Genomic DNA, 19223 nt, shown 5'->3' on the forward strand with positions numbered 1-19223 from the left:
AAATGCCGGTTGCATTTAGGGCGAAGACGCATACGGAGGAATTATGATACTTGCGTGCAGTCGAGGTTAAGTCCCAGAGCGCGCCCCGGTCGCTGACGGGGAGGTGGAATTCCTATGAGACGGTCAACCACTGTCTGCCGGATAAAACTAATAACTTTGATTAACCAAAACAGAATGTGGCATAGGGTATGCTCGGGGTGTAAATGCATTTCTGAATCACGGCATACCCTTACTGTCGCATCTCGTACCTTATAGAGATAAGACAATTCCAAGTCTTAGCGATTCCATATAAAGACAACTAGGAGCAAACAGGCGCGGTTTTTGTCTGTCAATGTTTTAAAGAAAGGAGACAGTAGTATGGCCGTAAAACAACAGGCTGTAAAAGCTATTGAACCTCTGCCTATGCTGAAGACAGTAGAGCAAATGAGCCGTATTTCCGGTATAGGCGAAAACAAGCTACGGGAACTGATGGACAAAGGTGAAATTGAATATGTACAGAACGGAAACCGCCGTTTGCTGGCTGATGCAGCCATATGGGACTGGTATGAAAGGAATAAAATATCAGCGGGCATAAGCAAGAAAGGAGGTAATGAGAAATATGTCGGTAGCACCAAGGCAGGTTAAAAATAAACGGAATCAAGATGGTGTCAGCACGTCCCGCACAGGAACGGTTTATGATGTTTTCATTCGCTATAAAACAGACGACGGCTATAAGACTTATGGTAAGCGCGGATTTGCGACCAAGCAGGAAGCTTTGAGCCATGAAGCTGAGATGCGTACAAAACTGACAAAACCGGGATACCAGCCTTTACAGGCTACGAAATCCAAACAAACCATGAAAGAGTATTTGGAGACCTGGGTGGAAAATCACGGCAAGGCAAACTTGCGCCCAAGCACTTTTGCAGGTTATAAAAGCCATATTAAAAACCATATTCTACCCTTTATTGGCAATGTTCCCTTAAAACAACTTACCCCTGCCATGATAGATAACATGTTTCAAAAGCTATTTGACAAAAAACTTTCTCAAAGCACCGTCCGTTATGCGCAGCGTATTTTGAGCGTAGCATTAGAGGCGGCCCGAAAATACCACTACATAGAAACGAACCCAGCCCGCGACATTATCACCAAGTTTGGAAAACAGGGCAAGACTCCCGACCCCTATACGGTTGAGCAAATGCAACGGCTTATGGGCAACTGCGTAGGAACAGAATGGGAAATGATTATTGTTTTAAGCGGCATGTATGGACTGCGTCGCAATGAAGTTTTAGGACTGCGCTGGGACAATGTAGACTTACAAAACAAAACCTTTTCAATCTTGGAGCAATTGCCTTATAAAGTTCCGCCTGGAACCATGACTATTATGGAAATGGCTCCAACCAAATCCAATGACCGTGTACTCCCCATCACAGAAACTACTCTGCCGTACTTCGTGCGTCAGCTTGTTTTACAACATAAGCAAAAGGAATTGGCCCAATTATCAGGGCAGGAATATTACGATAATAGCCTTGTCATTGCGAAGCCCAATGGTGCACCATTACGCGCTGATCGTGTATCTAGTAATTTTGGTCAAATGTTGCGCCATCTTGAAATGCCACATATCCGCTTTCATGACTTGCGCCATTCGGCAGCCACCAATATGCACCAGCTTACTGGGGACTTCTACACTGTAGGCGAGATTTTAGGCCATACCCTAAAAGGTATAGGCATATCACTGGGTATTTCCACAAATCTTGAAGCTGTCACAGCACAGTATGTGAATGTACGATTGGATCGAAAAAAGACCGTGCTCGATGCTTACCATAATGCCCTGCATCCGCAGGAGATTGCTAAAGCAGCGTCGAAGAAACCTAAGAAAATGAGTAGAAACATGGAGCGATAAATATGTAACGTCCTGTTTGAATTGCGTATTTATCAGTATGTCTCATTGACATTATGCAAATAAAGAGTAAGATTTATTCTGGGAAATTGTATTTAAAGTGAGGTGATTGTAATGGCTACAGCAGATCAAATCAAAGGGCTGATTAGAGCTCATTTTGATCGTGACGACGAAAAATTCAAGACAACTGTCTTGCAAATTGCTGCATACGAAGCTAAGCATGGCCATACAAATTTAGCTCGTGAACTAAAAGCACTTCTTGATAAGGCAAATTTCTCAAAAGCGAAAGTTGTTCAAATAAATAATCAGAATCAAATGTTGCTAATGTCCAGTCCGGATGATAGGCTATCGGATTTGGTTGTTTCTGATGAAGTGCATAATAGAATAATTCGTATCCTTAATGAATTTACCAACCGCGACAAGTTAAAAAAACACGGTTTGGTTAATAGAAGAAAGATACTAATCGAGGGAAATCCGGGTACAGGAAAAACAATGACTGCATCCGTTATTGCTTCGGAACTGCGTCTTCCATTGTTTGTCGTCCAAATGGATAAAATGGTTACTAAATTTATGGGTGAGACCAGTGTAAAACTGCGCCAGATCTTTGACTCCATCGAGAGTATAACTGGCGTTTATTTGTTTGATGAATTTGATGCCATCGGTGCTGATAGGGGCTTAGATAATGAAGTTGGTGAAATGCGCCGGATCTTAAACTCTTTTTTGCAATTTATTGAACAAGACGCTTCAGATAGTATCATTATCGCAGCCACTAACAATCATCGAATGCTAGATCAGGCATTGTTCCGACGGTTTGATGATGTCTTGCATTATTCATTACCATCATCCGATGATGTACAAAGATTATTTGAAATAAAATTAGGTGCATTTTCTCCTGATTTTGCGCCATCAGAACTGTTGGTTAATAAGGCGCTTTCTTTGAGTCATGCAGAGATTGCGCGAGTATGCGATGATGCAATTAAGCACTCTATTTTGAATGATGTTGAACTTTCACAAGAGAATTTGATGAGTATAATCAGCGAAAGGCTTTCGGTCTATTCTAATAAGGAGGCGTAATGATGGCTGTTGAAAAAAAGAACATATTTCTTTCTAATACAATAGAACCATTGCCTTATGTCTCCAAAAGCGGCCGAGGCCCTGAAAAGAGAATCCCAGATAGAGATGTCAATACTCATGCGAATTTTTTAAAACGCAAATTTGAGGAAGCGTATGCTCAATCACTCACACAGAAACAAGTTGCGGCAATTCGATATAAAGAAGGTACATATCTTGAATTTTCCGGCAAGCAGCAATATGATCTGAGTATCAAAAGTCTCGAAAATCTTTCAGCGGGGATTCGCCTTTTGAATGTTAAAACTGATAAAGAGACAGATACTGTTCGGGCAACTGTTTATGTTCCCGAAGGTAAAGAAGCGTTCTTCATTAACAAAGTAGAAAAGTATCTGGAATCTTATGAAAAAAATGGGAAGCCAAAATACAATGACCTTATTAGCAGTATTGATGATGTCAAGTTGGCATTTTTGGAAGCCTTCTGGATTGGCAAGAAGGAAGATATGCCTACAGACACCCCGGTATGGTGCGAAATATGGCTAAGAGTCGAAGATGTTCAATTTGATGAAGTTGAGTCTTCGTTCTCGGCAAAATGTGAAGAATTGGGCATTCATTGTGATGAGAAGTTAATTAAGTTTCCTGAGCGATTGATCAAATTGATTTATGCGAGTGCTACACAACTCGGAGAGTTGATTAGTCGCCATGCATACATTGCTGAAATTCGTAGGGCTCCTGAAGTCACGAGTTTTTTTGAAGAATTAAATAGTAAAGAACAAAGAGAATGGGTAGAAGATTTGCTGTCTCGTATAGATTATGATTTTTCAAATGCTGCTATCTGTATTCTTGATACAGGAGTTTCTTCTGGTCACCTTTTGCTTTCTGGCGCATTTGATGATGACACAGTCCAATCAGTTGAAGCAGCTTGGGGTAACGGCGACCATGACGGTCATGGTACGGAGATGGCTGGAATTGCTCTATACTACAATTTACAGGACAGACTTCTCTCTCCTAATCGCCAGAGAATTGTTCATCATCTTGAGTCGGTAAAAATCCTACCACCAAAGGGTGAAAATGATCCCAAACTCTATGGAGCTATTACCCAGAGAGCTGTGTATCTAGCAGAAATCAGCCGTCCTCATATTGAACGTACCGTTTGCATGGCTGTTACATCCGAAAGATATAATACAAATGACGGAAGCCCCACATCTTGGTCGGGGGCTGTTGATAGTATTGTTTCCGGTGCAATGGATAGAGACGAAAAGCGGTTGTTCTTCGTTAGCGCAGGAAATGTTTATCCATTCGAACTTTCACATTCGGAATATCCTGAATCAAGTATAATACACTCGGTTGAAAGTCCGGGACAAGCATGGAATGCTATTACTGTTGGTGCATATAGCCAAGATGTCCGCATAGAGGATAATTTGTTGAAAAACTATAGGGCTGTTGCTAACAGTGGAGAGTTATCTCCGTATAGTTCGACTTCTGTAATGTGGGATGATAGATGGCCAATAAAACCTGAAATACTATGTGATGGCGGAAATGTGGCGACTAATGGTACGGATTATACGGAGTGTACGGATTTATCATTATTAACAACTCATTATAAGCCGCTGTCTAGACTGTTCAGCACAATATGGGGGACAAGTTCCGCAACAGCTCAGGCAGCCTGGATGGCGGCACAGATTATTGCTGAATATCCAGGTATATGGCCGGAAACAGTTCGTGCATTGCTTATTCATTCAGCAAGATGGACTGATTCAATGAAATCTCAGTTTTGCAAAGATGATAAAAAAACAAAAGGTAGGCGTAATTTATTGCGTTCATGCGGATACGGGATTCCAAATTTGGACAGAGCTATCCAGTGCATGAATAATAGCGTGAACTTAGTTATGGAGGGAGAATTACAGCCATTTGTCAAAAGCGGAATGAATGAGATGCATATTCACCATATTCCATGGCCCAAGGAGGTATTGCAAGGATTAGGTTCTATCCCGACAGAGATGCGTGTAACGCTGTCATATTTTATAGAGCCAGGTCCTGGCGAGGTTGGTTGGAAAGATAAGTACCGCTATCCATCATGTGGTTTGCGATTTGATGTAATAAACCAGAATGAAACTAAAACTGACTTCATGAAACGCATTAATGTTAAAATGCGTGGTGAAGACAAGAAGGATTCAGGAGAAGGAACAAGCGGTAGTAAGTTTTGGTATTTAGGTACTGATAATCGAGATGTTGGTTCAATTCATTCGGACTTTCGTCAACAAAACGCGGTCGATTTGTGTGATGCTAATTACATTGCCGTGTACCCAGTTATAGGTTGGTGGAGGGAGCGGGCGTATCTTGGACGTTACAACAATAAGGTTCGATATTCACTAGTTGTTTCGATTTCAACACCAGAGATTGATATTAATCTCTACACGCCAATCATCACACAGGTTGAAGCTAGTATTAAAAATGCTGTGGAGATTGAAGTATCTTGATAAATGTTATCATGTTGTAAAATTGTTATAAAACTGCCCCGGATAATACAGTAAAATGATATGCGCACATATAAAGCCATTTTGGGAAATCCCTATAAAATCAAGCCTTTGAGGGATAAGGATACAAAAACATATAAAGCAAAACGAGCGAAAAACCCATAAAATTACCCCTCGAAATGCGGCGTACCTGCAAAGGTACCGTGGGTTCGAATCCCACCTTCTCCGCCACTGAAGATAAAGCTTCATCGCAAGATGAAGCTTATTTAAATAAGAAGGTGGGATTCGAACGGGCGGATAAAGAAAAGCCGACACATGGGAGGGTTTTCCCGCCCCGGCGTGAAAGCGAGCCGAAGGCGAGCGGAGCGAATCCCACCTTCTCCGCCACTGAAGATAAAGCTTCATCGCAAGATGAAGCTTATTTAAATAAGAAGGTGGGATTCGAACGGGCGGCCGCTCCTGCTGTCATCCATGGCCTGGCGGCAAAGTAAATTAGTTATTAAATAGTTTATCCCCATACTCAGCATATAACGAGTTGAACCAAAGCTTGTATTGCTCTCGCTTTTCTTGTTTATTTTTATACATTTCACTATCGGCATTCCTATAAATGCGGTCTAAGCTGCCATTATTAGCATCCCCTAATGCAGCACCAATGGAAAAACTCACAGGCAAATAAGAGTTTTCTTTGTTATGCTTTTCGAGTTCAAATTCGATTCTCTGACAGACCTCTTTTAGTGAGTCAGGTGAGCAATTTGGTAAAACAATTGCAAATTCATCACCACCTACCCGGGCAGCAACATCGTTTTCCCGGACAGAACGTCGAAGTATTGAAGCAGTGGAAGTAATAAGCAAATCTCCGGCATGATGTCCCAAAGTATCGTTTACCACTTTAAGCCCGTCAACATCACATTCTATAATCGCTACTGGATTAGATCTGCCTGAACACAGTCTTAACAATTCTTCATTAAAGAATGCTCTGTTGTATAATCTTGTAAGATCATCGTGAAAACTGATAAATTTTAACCTGTCCTCAATTTGTTTTCTATATGTTAAATCCGTAAATATGATCACTGTACCTTTATATTTTTCACTTACGTCCAGCATGCGGTGAAAGTTTATAACCAGATTCCTGGTTCCTAATTCGAGCATCTTCAAATTCTTTTCAATGGATACTTCAATATCATTTCCGTTGATAAAAGCAGTAAATTCTTCTGCAAGCCAAGGGAATACATCTACTAAATATATTTCATGTTTTTCATTGGAATAATAAGATGTCCCATCGATTCCTGCAGACTTGAGGAACTCTTTAGCTGCATTGTTCATGTTGTCAATCATATTATTACTATCCAAAATGATTGAAGGAGTTGGAATACTTTCAAATATTGTTAAATACTTATTTTTTTCATTCGTCATCATACGATTCGTATTTTGAAGACTTAACGTAAGTACTTCCTTCTTCTCGTTGATCCACTCACTGCTAAAAGCTAATTCTATACGATCAAAAAACCGATTAATAAACAATAAAAAGTAATCACAATCTATATTTTTTTTCCTATAGGTTTCTATTATCAGATCGAGATAGGATTGACGATAATATTTCATCAATCCTAAAAACATTTCCAGGGTAACTCCACGTTTGCGATGAAGCTGTGCCTCAAGTATCCCAAAAGAGCCAACTGGATCATTTGCATAATCTTCATCCACATTTAATTCAGGTATAGATTCACAGGACTTGAGAACTGAGATTAAAGCTTCGGACAACCCGTTAATTGATGTACGCCAAGCTTCTTCCAGAGTAGAGGTATATTTTGTATAATTATGCATTTTTGCATATTCTAAGGTACGTCTAATTAAAAATGTTTGATTTGATTGGATCAACTCAACCGGTTCTTTCATCATATTCCCTCCTCTCCTTTGGAAAAAGTAATTAAGCTTATTTAGATCAATGATTCGACATTAAATGACATACTCCTCTCCATCGTATCAAACTATACATTTGGGATTGTGCAGATCCATATTTCCTAATTTGATGGGACTTAATTCCTAAATATATAAATATTAAGGAAGAAAAAGGAATTAAATTAATACTGTAGAATTATAGATTTTACATAGTTGATCTTATTTTTTTACGTTATTTTTAGTTGAGAGTAAGTTACTCGTATGCAAACGGTAGTATGAAAGGAGAAAAGACCATGAAACCTCGTTTATCCAGAAATATTGCAATCGCGATATGTGCAGTCATTTTTTGTTTAGGCATAGTCACCTATGGTTATGCGCAAAATGCTTCCTGGCCCGGATTAAAAATAGGCGAGGATAAAACTCCTTATGTTGCGGTGGCAGTGAACGGGGAGATTTCTGGCGATAAAATTATCTTACATTGGGATCAGGTTGATCATCCCAAATTTTCCGGCTATAAAGTGGTGATTTCAAAGAACAATCCGAATCCGAAGTATCCCGACGACGGGTATTTATACTACATTACTGAAAGGACCATGACCAGTGCGGTGATCAATAACAGTGAAGCCTATAAAAACGGAGACTTTGGCGAGAAACTTGTCTCTGGTGAAAGATACTATTTTAGCATCACGGTGCTTTATTCGGATAAGACCGTTCCGGGTGATAGTCTGCAACTGACGTATCCGGGCGGTACGGCTGTCTCTTCACCGGAACCTGCCGAGGAAGCTATCGTAACGCCGGCCGAAACAACACAACCCACCAAGGAAACACCGGCTACAGAAATAAAACCTGCTGTCAAACCAGTTGTATCCTCCTCTTCCTCTTCAAAGGCACCTCAGGTAACCGTTTCTAAGGACGACAACCGGCTCATTGTCAAATGGAATCCGATTTACAGTGAAAGCTTCCAGGGCTATAAGGTCGTTATTTCCAAAAATAATTCCAGGCCGGCCTATCCCAGCAGCGGTTATTTGACTTACATTACCAATCAAAGCACCAGCCGGTGGGTAATTGACAACAGCATAACGTATCACGGTGGGGACTTTGGCAGTTATCTGACTCCCGGACAGGCGTATTACGTTAGTGTGACGGCTTTGTACAGTGATGGCAAAGTTGCCGGAAATGCCGTCCGTGTCACGTATCCGGCCGATGGATACAATCCACTAGCTGAGAAGGAAAGTGTCCAACAGAGCCTGGATCCGATTGCCATATCGGCAACAGCCAGCGGCAGTAATTTGATTTTAAGCTGGCCAGCTTCGGAAGCAGCGAATTTTGAAGGCTACAAAGTGGTCATTTCAAAGAGTAATCCTAATCCAAAATATCCAAATGACGGTTATCTGGAGTGGATTACCGACCGGAACAGGACTTCAGTGACAATCAACGCCGACACTTATTATCAGGGCGATATCCAGGGTAATTTAGTTTCTGGCGAGTACTACTATTTCAGTATCAGCATCATTTATGACGGATGGATCATTGTTCCGGGTCCCGCGCAATATGTCATGATCCCTTAGTTAGAAAATCTTCAGTTTCGGCCCGTTTTTTATGGTGAAAAGCGGGCCTTTCTATTGGACCGAAACATATAACGCAAAAAGTAAAAAACTAAAAAAGTGCTTTTTTTTTTGAGCAAAATCATATATTATAAAGTAGGTAGTTATAAAAAATTTATACTTGTAGAATGGAAGGATGGGAGAGAATGTTGTCACTGCTGCTTGCACTGCTGCCGATAGCAGTCATTGTTGTTATGCTTATTGTGTTTAAAAAGCCAGCCCATACCAGTGGAATTGTGGGTTGGCTTGCTGTTTCTCTTGTGGCGTTTTTGTTTTTTCAGACGTCGGGAGAAGTCATTGTACGCTCGACGCTGGCCGGTCTGATTAAATCTTTTTCAGTATCACTGATCGTAGCCACATCGCTGCTTCAAATGGCCTATATGGAAAAGACAGGAGCCTTAAAACGAATTATTATATTTATTAAGACCTTAGCCAGTGAAAACAGAGCCGTTCAGATCATGATGATCAACATTGGATTTGGAACGTTGATGGTTGCCGTCGGAGCAACTCCTGTATCTCTTCTGCCGCCTATCTTGATTGCGATGGGATACTCTACGTATGTGGCCATAGCTTTACCGGCGATCGGATATGACTCCCTGTGTACGTATGCCTTACTCGGCGCCCCGATCGTGGTGTTTGTGGATATCGCGAACAGCTTTTTAGGAAAAGGCAATGAAATTACCCTTTCTCAGGCCGGAAGCATCTTCTTTATGTTTTTGCCGGTTGTATCTACCTTGATCGGCTTTTCGATGCTTTGGATTGTCGGAAAGTGGAAAGCCGTCAAAGAGGGGATTGTCCCGGTATTGGTTACGGGCATTACCATTTCGATTGTCGCTTATTTTACCAATCATTATGACAATCTTGTTGTCCTCACAGGAGTCTTAAGTGGTTTTGCAGTCATTCTTGTAATGATCCTGTATCTTAAGCTAACGGGTAAAAAAATTATTGATCGAAGCCGGCTGACGCCGGAAGAACTTGCCTATGAAAAAGAATATCCTTTGTGGAAAGCCAGTATGCCCTGGCTGCTTTTGATCGTTCTGATTCTGGCGCTTAACCTGCCAAAGGAATCTTTCGATTATTTATACCGGACACTGACGCTCAGCATTCCCGGCTTATCTGCAGACGGCAAGCCGATAGCAACCCGAGCTTTATGGAATGCCTACACCTGGATTCTGGTCAGCATCTTGATTTCGATCCCGATTATGCGCCCAAAAGCCGCCCAAATTAAAGATTCAATAAAAGTTTGGTGGCGAAGGGCACCAAAACCTGTTTTCTCAGCAGCGATCTTCTTTGCGATTGGTGAAGTCATGAATATGTCTGGATTTAATATGGCTTCCAATCTCAATGCCGCACTGTCGAAAACACTGTGCCCAAGTATGGTGAAAGTACTCGCAGACTATTCCGCGCAGGCTTTTCATGGAGCCTACGGAGCTATTGTAAGCTTTATTGGATTATTCGGAGGATTCATTACCGGAAGTGAAGCTTCGACGATTGCGATGTTTGCAAAATATACCATGTCAACAGCAACGAATCTTAACTGGGGACTTAAGGGTATTATCATCGTTACAGCCGGGTTAGCCTTTGGTGGAGGACTAGCCAGCGTAATTTCCCCGGCAAAACTCCAAAATGCGGCCGCATCTATTGATAAACTTGGTGAAGAAAACAAAGTGATGCGCGTTGCCTTTATTTTTGCGCTCATCATGTCAGCAGTGACTGCTGCTGTGGTGGTCGCCTTGCTTAAGTTCCTGGTGTAATCGGGAGATCATATCGTAAATAAAGTCTATGCTGAAATATGATCCTTCAGTGTCCCGATCTCTGAGAAAGAACGGGTCATCTAAATACGAACAAGGACTTCAAAGTTGTGAAGTCCTTGTTCGTATTTTAGATATATCAGTTTTATATCAGCCTGAATTATCCTACGCTGACAGCGGGCTGATTTTTGCTAAGCCGTTTCATTTCCAGCGTTATCAACGTTGCTGTGATCAAAACGGATAAGATATCTGCAATCGGGGCAGCCCGCCAGACACCCTCAATTCCCCAAAAATGAGGCAGGACCAAAAGAAGCGGTATATATAGCAGTACCTGCCGGGAAAGGCTCAGAACAGATGATTGAAGCGGTTTGCCGACTGCCTGAAAGTAACTTGAGCAAATAATTTGAAAACCAATCAGCGGGAACATTGTAAAAAATATCAGTATCACGTGAGTTGCCAGTTCTGTAAGCGCCTTATCGTTATCACTGAACAAGCCAATGATTTGTTCGGGCCAGAAATGTATGACCAGATAGCCGACAACAGCAATACAGGTGCTCGCGATGATGGCCTTCTTCAATGTTGCCTTAACTCTTTCAAACTGCCCGGCTCCATAGTTAAAGCCTATGATAGGCTGAGCACCCTGGCTGACACCGATAATCGGCATAAAGAACAATGTTGAAATACTCATAATGACGCCGATGGCAGACAGCGCTAGGTCGCCGCCATAAAGCATGACACTCTTATTCAGAAGCATATTCTGCACACTGTTGGCAAGTTGCATTGCAAACGGAGCAAAGCCAATAGACAATATGGCCAGATAGATCGGAAAATCCGGTTTCAAATTTTTCAGGCGGAGCTTAAGCGTGCTATGGCCGAGAAGAAAATAGCCCAATACCCAAAGCGACGTAATGAATTGGCCCGAGACCGTTGCGAGTGCGGAACCCGCTATACCTAATCCCAAATGAAAAATAAAAATGTAATTCAACACCCCGTTAATCACAGCGCCGAGAATTTGCGTTAGCATCGCAATTCTGGGGTTTCCTTCAGCTCTGATAAAATTGTTCATGCCAAAACCGATTGCGCCAAAAACGGATCCTGCAACAATGATATTGGTAAAATCAAGTGCATTGGGCAATACTTCCTGATTAGCACCAAAAAAGACCAAAAGCTGTTCAGAAAATGAGAAATAAAAGACCATAAAAAGAAGCGGAAGCATAATTAAGAGAGTAAGTGCATTACCTACAATTTTTTCGGCTTCATCTTTTTTTTGTTCCCCGAGCCGAATGGAGATTAATGCTGTTGCACCAATACCAACTAGCATCCCCAGTGCCATTAATAGAAGCATAATTGGGAAGGCCACTGTCGTTGCAGCAATTGCAAGTGTACCGACGCCGCGGCCCACAAAAATCCGGTCAACAATATTATATAAGGCATTCACCAACATACCGACAATCGCCGGCCAGGAGAATTGCCATAATAGCTTCCCAATGCTTTTATTACCGAATTCAAAACTTTTATCCATGTACAGTCTCCTTCTACAGTTTCTTCATAAATTGGGGATTATCAGAAAAACAACAATTATTCATATTAACATTCTTAGTTGAAATTTTCAAGGAGCTCTTTGAAATATTCTTTTATGCATTTATCAAATAAAAAATAAAAGGACTTCATTCCGCAGAAAAATCCTTCTCATTTAAAAAATACTAATATTATTCTGTTTCTAATATTCCTGATCGCCGAGGAGCGTCGACAGACGGACTCCAAGAGCTTGAGTGAGATGGAAAAGTGTTTTAATAGATGGATTTGTTTTATCTCTTTCGATTTCACATAGATAAGAAACGGAAATACCGGCAATCTCAGCCAGTTCCTTTTGTTTTAAATGCTTTTTCTTCCGGATCTCCCGAATTTTTGAACCAAGGGACATAACACCACCTCCGTCTAATAATTACGCATATAGCGTAATTATGCAACGGTTAAATTTAGCCGTCTGCCAAAAATAGGTTCCAATCCCAAGCAAATATAGGATATTCTTCCACATTGCGCATATTTACGTCAAAAATGTATAGCAATTCAGTAGACCTGGCGTTTTTCAGCGATTATACTAGTATTAATTCGCTATTATCGAAAATTTGGGGGAAATTGCGTTGACTGTCGGTGATCGGATTAAAGAGCAAAGAAAAGAGAAGAAGCTCACACTTCGTAAGCTTTCTGAAAGAAGCGGTATTTCTATCTCTTATTTGAGTGATATTGAACAAAACAGAAGAAGACCTTCTTTAGATCGGCTGACAGATATTGCCCTGGGTTTAGGTGTATCGGTATCCTACCTTTTAGGGGAACAAACGAAGGATGCGGGTTCAAAACCTGAGATTTATTCACTGGCGGATAAAAGCGTCCATTTTAGAGAAGTCTTAGAGAAATTAGACGACTTTGATTTCTGGGAAGAAAAAGATCAGGAAGAATTGCTGACGTATCTGCAAATAAAAAAGAAGATCAGGGATTCCGAACTCTACTGAGCCGTACACCGGCCTTTAAACGGATATGAGACGTTCTAAAGACACTATTAATAAAAAATAAATGTATATATATAATGGTAATAGAGGAAATTAATGGTCCTCTTTTTTGCGTTTCTTGGTTTGATGTGGTAAAATCGGTTGAAGTAAAAAAAATGTAGAATTTTGTCACTTGAGATACAAGATAAAAATTATGGGAGGATCTCAAGTATTGGATAATTATATTCTGACAAAATAACAAAAGATGATGGCGAAAAGCTGTCAAAAAGTCCTTAAGGAGGAAAGACCGTGTTTCAACAGAAAAGGATTGGCCGTTTCCTGGCTATGTTCCTGGTAGCTTTTACGATTGCTGCACAGGTGATGTTTGTCGGGACAGCCGCCTTTGCCGAAGACAGGGAAAAAGTAAGCGAAGAAGAATGTAACGTCGTTAGTGTAAAAGAAGATCAAACATACAGGCAAGAGAATTTAGCACGAATTGCCAGAGACTATCAGGTTGATGCCGAATATCTAGCGTATATTGCGAGCGTAGAAGAGACCTTTCATCTGGAACCTTATGAACTGTTTGCCTTAATTGCCCAAGAATCAAAATATGTACCTGCCACCAATATGGATGGAGGATCCTTATCCTACAATACGACCCAAATGAAATTGGCTACAGCAAAAACGGCCTACATGGCCATCACCGAATATTATCATAAAGAGATCCCTTATCCGAACGGGGAACTCCTGTCAACAGACAAATATTATGCAACCTACTTAGCCGGTGGATATCTGAGGTATTTAGAGGATGTCTATATGAATAAATATGAATCGTATACGGCATATCGATTGGGTATCAACGGCAGGTTGACCTTTTACGAGAATAATGGGCATTACAAATCGGCTTATGCAGTTCAAGTCGAATCTTTAAGCCGTTCCTTTGCCCAATAATTGTTACATTCAAAAATTTCAAGTATACTTTTTCCTGGCAAAACCAAAAAGGATTTTCACCGATTACGGTGAAAATCCTTTTTTAAGTGCGCCCGGCATGGGTAGCAACTCGGCGGTGAGAGTCCGCTGCACGCTTGGTAGTAGGAAGTGCTAGCCGAACGGCAAGGGTGTCCATCGTGAGGTGGAATCTGAAGCTATATACCACGGGGTGGCTTAATTATTACGCTATTGCCGGTATGAGGAGCAGAATTCAGGAACTGAACAGGTGGCTGAAACGACGGATACGGATGTATATCTGGAAGCAGTGGAAGAGACCAAAAACCCGAATCGGGAACCTGATAGCACTCGGCATGTCGGTTTACTGGGCACACAAGAATGGGTACACTGGCAAAGGCTACTGGAGAGTAGCCGGGAGCGGGATACTTAATCATACGTTGACTGACAAATACCTCGAATCCCTCGGCTATGATGACATAGCCAAGAAATACGAGGTACTGCACTTAAACTATTGAACCGCCGTACGCGGAACCGCACATACGGTGGTGTGAGAGGTCGGGGGCGAGACGCCCCCTCCTACTCGATTGGTTCAGATAGAAGAAGTGCTATTTAATATATTCGTATAGTCAATTATTAATTCAGCATATTCCAGGCAGAATCGGAAGTCATCCCTTCAATGTCCGGATAGGCGCTTTCGCCATGCTGGCTGATATCAAGGCCTGTTTCCTGTTCTTCAGTTGTCGCTGCAAGAGGAGTAATGAGACTGATGACTTTAAGGATCAATAAGGTCATCACGCCGCAGTAAGCGTAAGTCGCGAGGATGGCCAAAAGTTGTATCCCAACCTGGGAAAATGACCCGGAATAGAAAAGTCCATCCACACCATTGGGATTCAAGGCTGTGGTGCAGAAAATTCCGGCAGCCAGGGTTCCCCAGGTTCCGCCAATGCCATGAATGCCAAAAGCATCAAGTGCATCATCGTAACCCAGTTTAACTTTCAGCCAAGCGACTGCAAAGTAGCACAAACCTGAAGAAACCAGTCCAATCAAGACAGCAGCAAGCGGAGTCACGTAAGCGCAGGCAGGTGTGATGGCGCCGAGCCCTGCAACCATGCCTGAGACAGCACCGAGTACGGTTGGTTTGCCATGAAGCAGTTTTTCAATGATTATCCATCCCAGTAGTCCGGCACAGGCAGACAGGTGGGTAGTGGTAGAGGCAAGCACAGCAATACCGTCTGCAGCCAGTTCACTGCCGCCATTAAACCCGAACCAGCCGAACCACAGGAGACCTCCGCCAAGAATCACATATGGAATGTTATGCGGGATAGCCTGCTCTGAGTCTTTATGGTAGCGTTTGCCAATATATAAAGCGGCAATCAAGGCTGAAAAGCCCGAACTTATATGGACGACAATCCCTCCGGCGAAATCCAAGACGCCCAGATCAGCCAGCCAGCCTCCGCCCCATACCCAATGAGCAAGAGGCGCATAAACCAAAAGGCTCCACAGGGAGATTAAAAGGATATAGGCTGGAAAGCGCAGTCTCTCCGCTGTTGCTCCGGTCATAATAGCTGGAGTAATAATTGCAAACATCATTTGATAGAGCATAAACAACATATGAGGAATTGTTGCACTTTCCGTTTTGGGATTCAGACCGACACCTCTTAAGCCTGCATAGTCCAATCCGCCAATCAAATGCCCGATATCCGGCCCAAAAGCCAGGGTATAACCGATAACAATCCAGAGAATTGAGATAATTCCGATTGCAGCGATGCTTTGCATCATAATCGACAGGACATGGCGTCTTTTGACGAGCCCTCCATAAAAAAAGCGAGTCCGGGTATCATTAAGAAAACTAGGGCGGTGCTGAAAAGCATAAAGGCAATATCGCCATAATTCATTACAATCTCTCCTTTTTATCTTTGTCGTCCTTGCCAGCATCTCCTTGCCATTCATGGCACCGCGACATTCGTCCAGTCGAATGACTTTGTCATCTATGACGTATTCGACACCGTGAAGGCTATTTAAACGCCTCCACGCTTCCTGTGCCGTCGTCCGTAGACATCAAAAAAAGAAGCCCCCAAAAAAACCAGCTTGCAGGCTGACTTTTTTTATGGCTTCTTTGCCTAAGAAGAATATAATGAACATTCAGCAGGCTGTAAAGAGATAATAATGATAAATAATGTATACAGAGAGATATACTGTATACATTATTCGTTGGCGAAGCGAATCCTATTTCCAGAAGGGATAGTTTGCTTGATTTGAGATACATAGGCCAGCATTTCCGCATAATCTGCGCTGTCCAGCAGAGGATCCTGCCCTGACTGATAATCGGCCAGGGCCTTTGTCACATTTAAGACACGATATGTCTTTGGACCGGCTCCCGGAGTTTCATCAACCCAGGTCGGATAGTACGCAACATGCGTAATAACTGGTTTTTCTGAAGAACGGATATCCAGAAAAATGTTAACCATGATACCCATATTCGCCGTATCTGTTTTCTGATCGGAGATAAAATTTCCCTGAGCATAGATCACCAATCCCTCTTTTTCTTTACCAGTGGACTTGTTTTTTACTTGGAGAAAGGTGATCGGTTGGACAGCATGGACATGATTGCCCGCGATGATATCGACCTCCGTATTTTCGAAAATCCAGGTGGCCAGATTGACCTGTTCAACGGACGGTTTTGTGGCATACTCCGTTCCCCAGTGCAAAGAGGCAATAACTAAGTCTGCTCCCAGAGTGCGTGCCTTCTCAGCATCCCTAAGAATTTTTTCCCGGTCCAGATAATTCACAGCAAAAGCTTTACCTTCAGGAAGGGTAACCCCATTGGTGCCATAGGTATAGCTTAAGAAAGCGATACGCAGGCCGGAAATTTCCTGGATCAGAATTTCCTGACTGTCTTCGGCGGTCTGATAGGTTCCCGTATGTTTCAGACCATATTGATCCAGAAAATCGATCATCCGGCTTAGGCCCGAAAAATTTCGGTCTAAAGAGTGATTATTGGCGGTAGAGACAACATCCACACCAAGTGTTTTCCGGACAGTATCAGCTATTTGTTCCGGGGTATTAAAGGAAGGATAACCGCTGTAAGTCATTTCTTTCCCGGCCAGGGTCGTTTCAAGATTGGCGAGAGTCAGGTCAGCGAGCCTTGTATCCTCCCCGATTTCTTCAAAAGAAGGTCTGAAATCATAGCCTCCGCTTGTCTGGGCGGCCTCGTACTGTGTTGGGTGGCACATGATATCCCCAAGCAGCGTAAGTTTAATTTGTGTAGACTCAGCAGCCTCAGGTTTAGAAGCAGCAGTCTCTGACGGATCACTTTCTGAAGCAGCACTATTGGCGGCAGGCATCAGTTCTGTTTCAGAAGCCAGCGGCGTCATGGTTTTTTCCCAAACGGTAACACTAAGAAGTAAGATCACCGCTGTAAATACAGAAAGCCAACGTTTTCTTAACATAGCCATCACCTAAATTCTTCACAAATTTGTTAACCAGCGTTCACATTAATGACACATAGAGTGGATAAAATAGCATCATCAAAAGATCGTTGGAATATGCGACAGGGGGTGAGCATGTGAGCAAATATCGCCAGGAAATTAAAATGAGCATCAATAACTTCGACAGAGCAGTACTGGTCAACCGTTTAAATAGGGTGCTTCCCAAGGACAAACATACCGGGCCCGAAGGCTTTTATACCGTCAGAAGTCTTTACTTTGATGATATTAATGATACGGCATTATTAGAGAAGTTGATAGGGGTTAAATATCGGGAAAAATTCAGAATCAGAACATATGATCATTCCACTGCAATCATCCGGCTTGAGAAGAAAGTCAAGAACGATGGGTCAGGTTTTAAAGAGAATGCGATTTTGACCGAAGGGGGATGTCGAGACTTAATCAACGGCAACTATCAATTTTTGAAAAATTGTCCGGAAGCTGTATGCCGACATCTTTATACGAAAATGAGAACCGGTCTGTTTAAGCCGAAAACAATTGTAGAGTACCGGCGTCAGGCCTATATATGGGAACCGGGTAGAGTAAGGATCACGATCGACGGTGATGTAAAAACCGGACTCGCCGCGACCAGCTTTTTGGATTTCACCACCCCACTGGCCTATGCTTTAGCGAGTGATACGGCGATTCTGGAAATCAAATATGACTGTTACCTGCCGAGTCATATTGCCAACCTGATTCAATTGGACAGCAGACAGAAGGCAGCAATCTCAAAATATGTTTTATCCCGGAAATACGGATAAAACGCAAAATATAAATAAATACAAAGAATGTGAATTAAATCCGTAAAATCGAATTTCAACATCAAAATAATTTAGAATCTTAATGGAGGATAGTATCATGGATACAACAACGACTGCCGTTACAACAGCGGCTACAGATCAAATGTTTACCTTTACAGATATTTTTAAAAACAGTTTTCTCGAAAACGCAGTCACAAATTTTTCTATTGTTGATGTGGCGATTACGTTGCTAATTTCTTTTCTACTCGGACTGTTTATCTATGCGGTGTATAAGAAGACGTTCAATGGGGTCATGTATTCCAGGAACTTTAATGTTTCTCTAGTAGGTATGGCGATGATTACCACACTCATTATCATGGGTGTCACATCTAACATCGTTCTTTCTCTCGGTATGGTCGGAGCTTTAAGTATCGTACGTTTCAGATCAGCGATCAAAGACCCAATGGACATCGTTTTTATCTTCTGGGCTATCGCAGCGGGAATCGTCAGTGGGGCCGGGCAGTATCTGCTTGTCATTAGCGGGTCGATTGTCATCGGAATCATGCTGATCATTTTTACAAGTAAAACAACCAATGAAATTCCCTATATGGTGGTTATAAATTGCAGTGGCAGCGAGGCAGAAAAAATGCTGCTAACAAAGCTGGCGGAGCATGTCAAAAGAATGAAAATTAAATCAAAAGCGGTTCGCGGTGGACAGGGAATTGAACTTACCATTGAAGTGCGATTAAGAGTTGACAATACGGATTTTGTTAATGCCTTGGCAGCTATAGAAGGTGTAAATGATGTCGTCCTGGTAAGTTATAACGGAGAGCTTGCAGTATAATCATCCTCCCTTAAGCAGCATTACATTCGACACCTGAAAAAA

The 19223-nt window shown here is 42.2% G+C and carries 16 protein-coding genes and 1 pseudogene; 12 read left to right on the forward strand and 5 right to left on the reverse strand.

Translation table 11 applies throughout. From position 1 onward, the window contains the following. Window positions 1-357: 357 nt before the first annotated feature. The 5 genes from DHBDCA_RS00915 to DHBDCA_RS00935 all read left to right on the forward strand — a co-directional run bounded on the left by DHBDCA_RS00915 (window position 358) and on the right by DHBDCA_RS00935 (window position 5912). Window positions 358-624, forward strand: coding sequence for a helix-turn-helix domain-containing protein (locus tag DHBDCA_RS00915; RefSeq protein ID WP_015042253.1), 267 nt, complete (start codon window positions 358-360; stop codon window positions 622-624). Next, window positions 599-1879 carry a tyrosine-type recombinase/integrase gene (locus tag DHBDCA_RS00920; protein ID WP_015042254.1) on the forward strand — a complete coding sequence of 427 codons (1281 nt, stop codon included), beginning with the start codon at window positions 599-601 and terminating at the stop codon, window positions 1877-1879. The genes DHBDCA_RS00915 and DHBDCA_RS00920 overlap by 26 nt, the downstream gene beginning before the upstream one ends. 111 nt (window positions 1880-1990) lie before the next feature. Beyond that, window positions 1991-2950 carry an AAA family ATPase gene (locus DHBDCA_RS00925; RefSeq protein WP_015042255.1) on the forward strand — a complete coding sequence of 320 codons (960 nt, stop codon included), beginning with the start codon at window positions 1991-1993 and terminating at the stop codon, window positions 2948-2950. After that, window positions 2950-5424 carry a S8 family peptidase gene (locus DHBDCA_RS00930; RefSeq protein WP_015042256.1) on the forward strand — a complete coding sequence of 825 codons (2475 nt, stop codon included), beginning with the start codon at window positions 2950-2952 and terminating at the stop codon, window positions 5422-5424. The genes DHBDCA_RS00925 and DHBDCA_RS00930 overlap by 1 nt, the downstream gene beginning before the upstream one ends. A 200-nt stretch (window positions 5425-5624) precedes the next feature. Further along, window positions 5625-5912 carry a hypothetical protein gene (locus DHBDCA_RS00935; RefSeq protein WP_144020262.1) on the forward strand — a complete coding sequence of 96 codons (288 nt, stop codon included), beginning with the start codon at window positions 5625-5627 and terminating at the stop codon, window positions 5910-5912. A 1-nt stretch (window position 5913) separates the two neighbouring features. On the opposite strand, the gene DHBDCA_RS00940 is transcribed toward DHBDCA_RS00935, so the two are convergent. Beyond that, on the reverse strand, window positions 5914-7320 hold the full coding sequence (locus tag DHBDCA_RS00940; protein WP_015042257.1) for a sensor domain-containing diguanylate cyclase: 1407 nt from the start codon (window positions 7318-7320) through the stop codon (window positions 5914-5916). A 293-nt stretch (window positions 7321-7613) separates the two neighbouring features. Between DHBDCA_RS00940 and DHBDCA_RS00945 the strand changes: the two genes are divergently transcribed. Beyond that, window positions 7614-8888: a hypothetical protein gene (locus DHBDCA_RS00945; protein WP_015042258.1), complete on the forward strand. Its 1275-nt coding sequence runs from the start codon at window positions 7614-7616 to the stop codon at window positions 8886-8888. Window positions 8889-9070: 182 nt separating this feature from the next. Continuing rightward, the gene (locus DHBDCA_RS00950; protein WP_015045094.1) at window positions 9071-10678 is read left to right on the forward strand and encodes an L-lactate permease; all 1608 of its coding nucleotides are present in this window, start codon (window positions 9071-9073) and stop codon (window positions 10676-10678) included. 157 nt (window positions 10679-10835) lie between these two features. On the opposite strand, the gene DHBDCA_RS00955 is transcribed toward DHBDCA_RS00950, so the two are convergent. Continuing rightward, window positions 10836-12197, reverse strand: coding sequence for an MATE family efflux transporter (locus tag DHBDCA_RS00955; RefSeq protein WP_015042260.1), 1362 nt, complete (start codon window positions 12195-12197; stop codon window positions 10836-10838). A gap of 198 nt (window positions 12198-12395) precedes the next feature. Beyond that, window positions 12396-12599, reverse strand: coding sequence for a helix-turn-helix domain-containing protein (locus DHBDCA_RS00960; RefSeq protein ID WP_015042261.1), 204 nt, complete (start codon window positions 12597-12599; stop codon window positions 12396-12398). Window positions 12600-12819: 220 nt separating this feature from the next. Between DHBDCA_RS00960 and DHBDCA_RS00965 the strand changes: the two genes are divergently transcribed. From DHBDCA_RS00965 to DHBDCA_RS00975, 3 genes are all read left to right on the forward strand, one after another. Then, a complete protein-coding gene (locus DHBDCA_RS00965) occupies window positions 12820-13188 on the forward strand; it encodes a helix-turn-helix domain-containing protein (RefSeq protein ID WP_015042262.1) in 369 nt (122 codons plus the stop codon). Window positions 13189-13473: 285 nt separating this feature from the next. Beyond that, window positions 13474-14115 carry a hypothetical protein gene (locus tag DHBDCA_RS00970; RefSeq protein WP_015042263.1) on the forward strand — a complete coding sequence of 214 codons (642 nt, stop codon included), beginning with the start codon at window positions 13474-13476 and terminating at the stop codon, window positions 14113-14115. A 176-nt stretch (window positions 14116-14291) separates the two neighbouring features. Beyond that, window positions 14292-14627, forward strand: a complete 336-nt coding sequence (locus DHBDCA_RS00975) for a group II intron maturase-specific domain-containing protein (RefSeq protein ID WP_015042264.1) — start codon at window positions 14292-14294, stop codon at window positions 14625-14627. A gap of 118 nt (window positions 14628-14745) precedes the next feature. Here the strand turns inward: DHBDCA_RS00975 and DHBDCA_RS00980 are convergent. Together DHBDCA_RS00980 and DHBDCA_RS00985 are read right to left on the reverse strand one after the other, a co-directional pair. Next, window positions 14746-16007: pseudogene (locus tag DHBDCA_RS00980) on the reverse strand (ammonium transporter). A 309-nt stretch (window positions 16008-16316) separates the two neighbouring features. Beyond that, window positions 16317-17561 (reverse strand): CapA family protein, encoded by a 1245-nt coding sequence (locus DHBDCA_RS00985; RefSeq protein ID WP_015042266.1) that lies wholly within the window; start codon window positions 17559-17561, stop codon window positions 16317-16319. A 116-nt stretch (window positions 17562-17677) separates the two neighbouring features. On the opposite strand from DHBDCA_RS00985, the gene DHBDCA_RS00990 reads away from it, so the two are divergent. Beyond that, on the forward strand, window positions 17678-18358 hold the full coding sequence (locus DHBDCA_RS00990; protein ID WP_015042267.1) for a polyphosphate polymerase domain-containing protein: 681 nt from the start codon (window positions 17678-17680) through the stop codon (window positions 18356-18358). A 97-nt stretch (window positions 18359-18455) separates the two neighbouring features. Further along, window positions 18456-19181: a DUF4956 domain-containing protein gene (locus tag DHBDCA_RS00995; RefSeq protein WP_015042268.1), complete on the forward strand. Its 726-nt coding sequence runs from the start codon at window positions 18456-18458 to the stop codon at window positions 19179-19181. The last annotated feature ends 42 nt before the right edge of the window (window positions 19182-19223 follow it).

Source organism: Dehalobacter sp. DCA (assembly GCF_000305775.1).
GTDB lineage: Bacteria > Bacillota > Desulfitobacteriia > Desulfitobacteriales > Syntrophobotulaceae > Dehalobacter > Dehalobacter alkaniphilus.

Bases quoted from the DNA above. Each gene is read 5' to 3' on its own strand.
- DHBDCA_RS00915 (WP_015042253.1), top strand. From the start codon at position 358: ATGGCCGTAAAACAACAGGCTGTAAAAGCTATTGAACCTCTGCCTATG.
- DHBDCA_RS00920 (WP_015042254.1), top strand. From the start codon at position 599: ATGTCGGTAGCACCAAGGCAGGTTAAAAATAAACGGAATCAAGATGGT.
- DHBDCA_RS00925 (WP_015042255.1), top strand. From the start codon at position 1,991: ATGGCTACAGCAGATCAAATCAAAGGGCTGATTAGAGCTCATTTTGAT.
- DHBDCA_RS00930 (WP_015042256.1), top strand. From the start codon at position 2,950: ATGATGGCTGTTGAAAAAAAGAACATATTTCTTTCTAATACAATAGAA.
- DHBDCA_RS00940 (WP_015042257.1), bottom strand. From the start codon at position 7,320: ATGATGAAAGAACCGGTTGAGTTGATCCAATCAAATCAAACATTTTTA.
- DHBDCA_RS00945 (WP_015042258.1), top strand. From the start codon at position 7,614: ATGAAACCTCGTTTATCCAGAAATATTGCAATCGCGATATGTGCAGTC.
- DHBDCA_RS00950 (WP_015045094.1), top strand. From the start codon at position 9,071: ATGTTGTCACTGCTGCTTGCACTGCTGCCGATAGCAGTCATTGTTGTT.
- DHBDCA_RS00955 (WP_015042260.1), bottom strand. From the start codon at position 12,197: ATGGATAAAAGTTTTGAATTCGGTAATAAAAGCATTGGGAAGCTATTA.
- DHBDCA_RS00960 (WP_015042261.1), bottom strand. From the start codon at position 12,599: ATGTCCCTTGGTTCAAAAATTCGGGAGATCCGGAAGAAAAAGCATTTA.
- DHBDCA_RS00985 (WP_015042266.1), bottom strand. From the start codon at position 17,561: ATGTTAAGAAAACGTTGGCTTTCTGTATTTACAGCGGTGATCTTACTT.
- DHBDCA_RS00995 (WP_015042268.1), top strand. From the start codon at position 18,456: ATGGATACAACAACGACTGCCGTTACAACAGCGGCTACAGATCAAATG.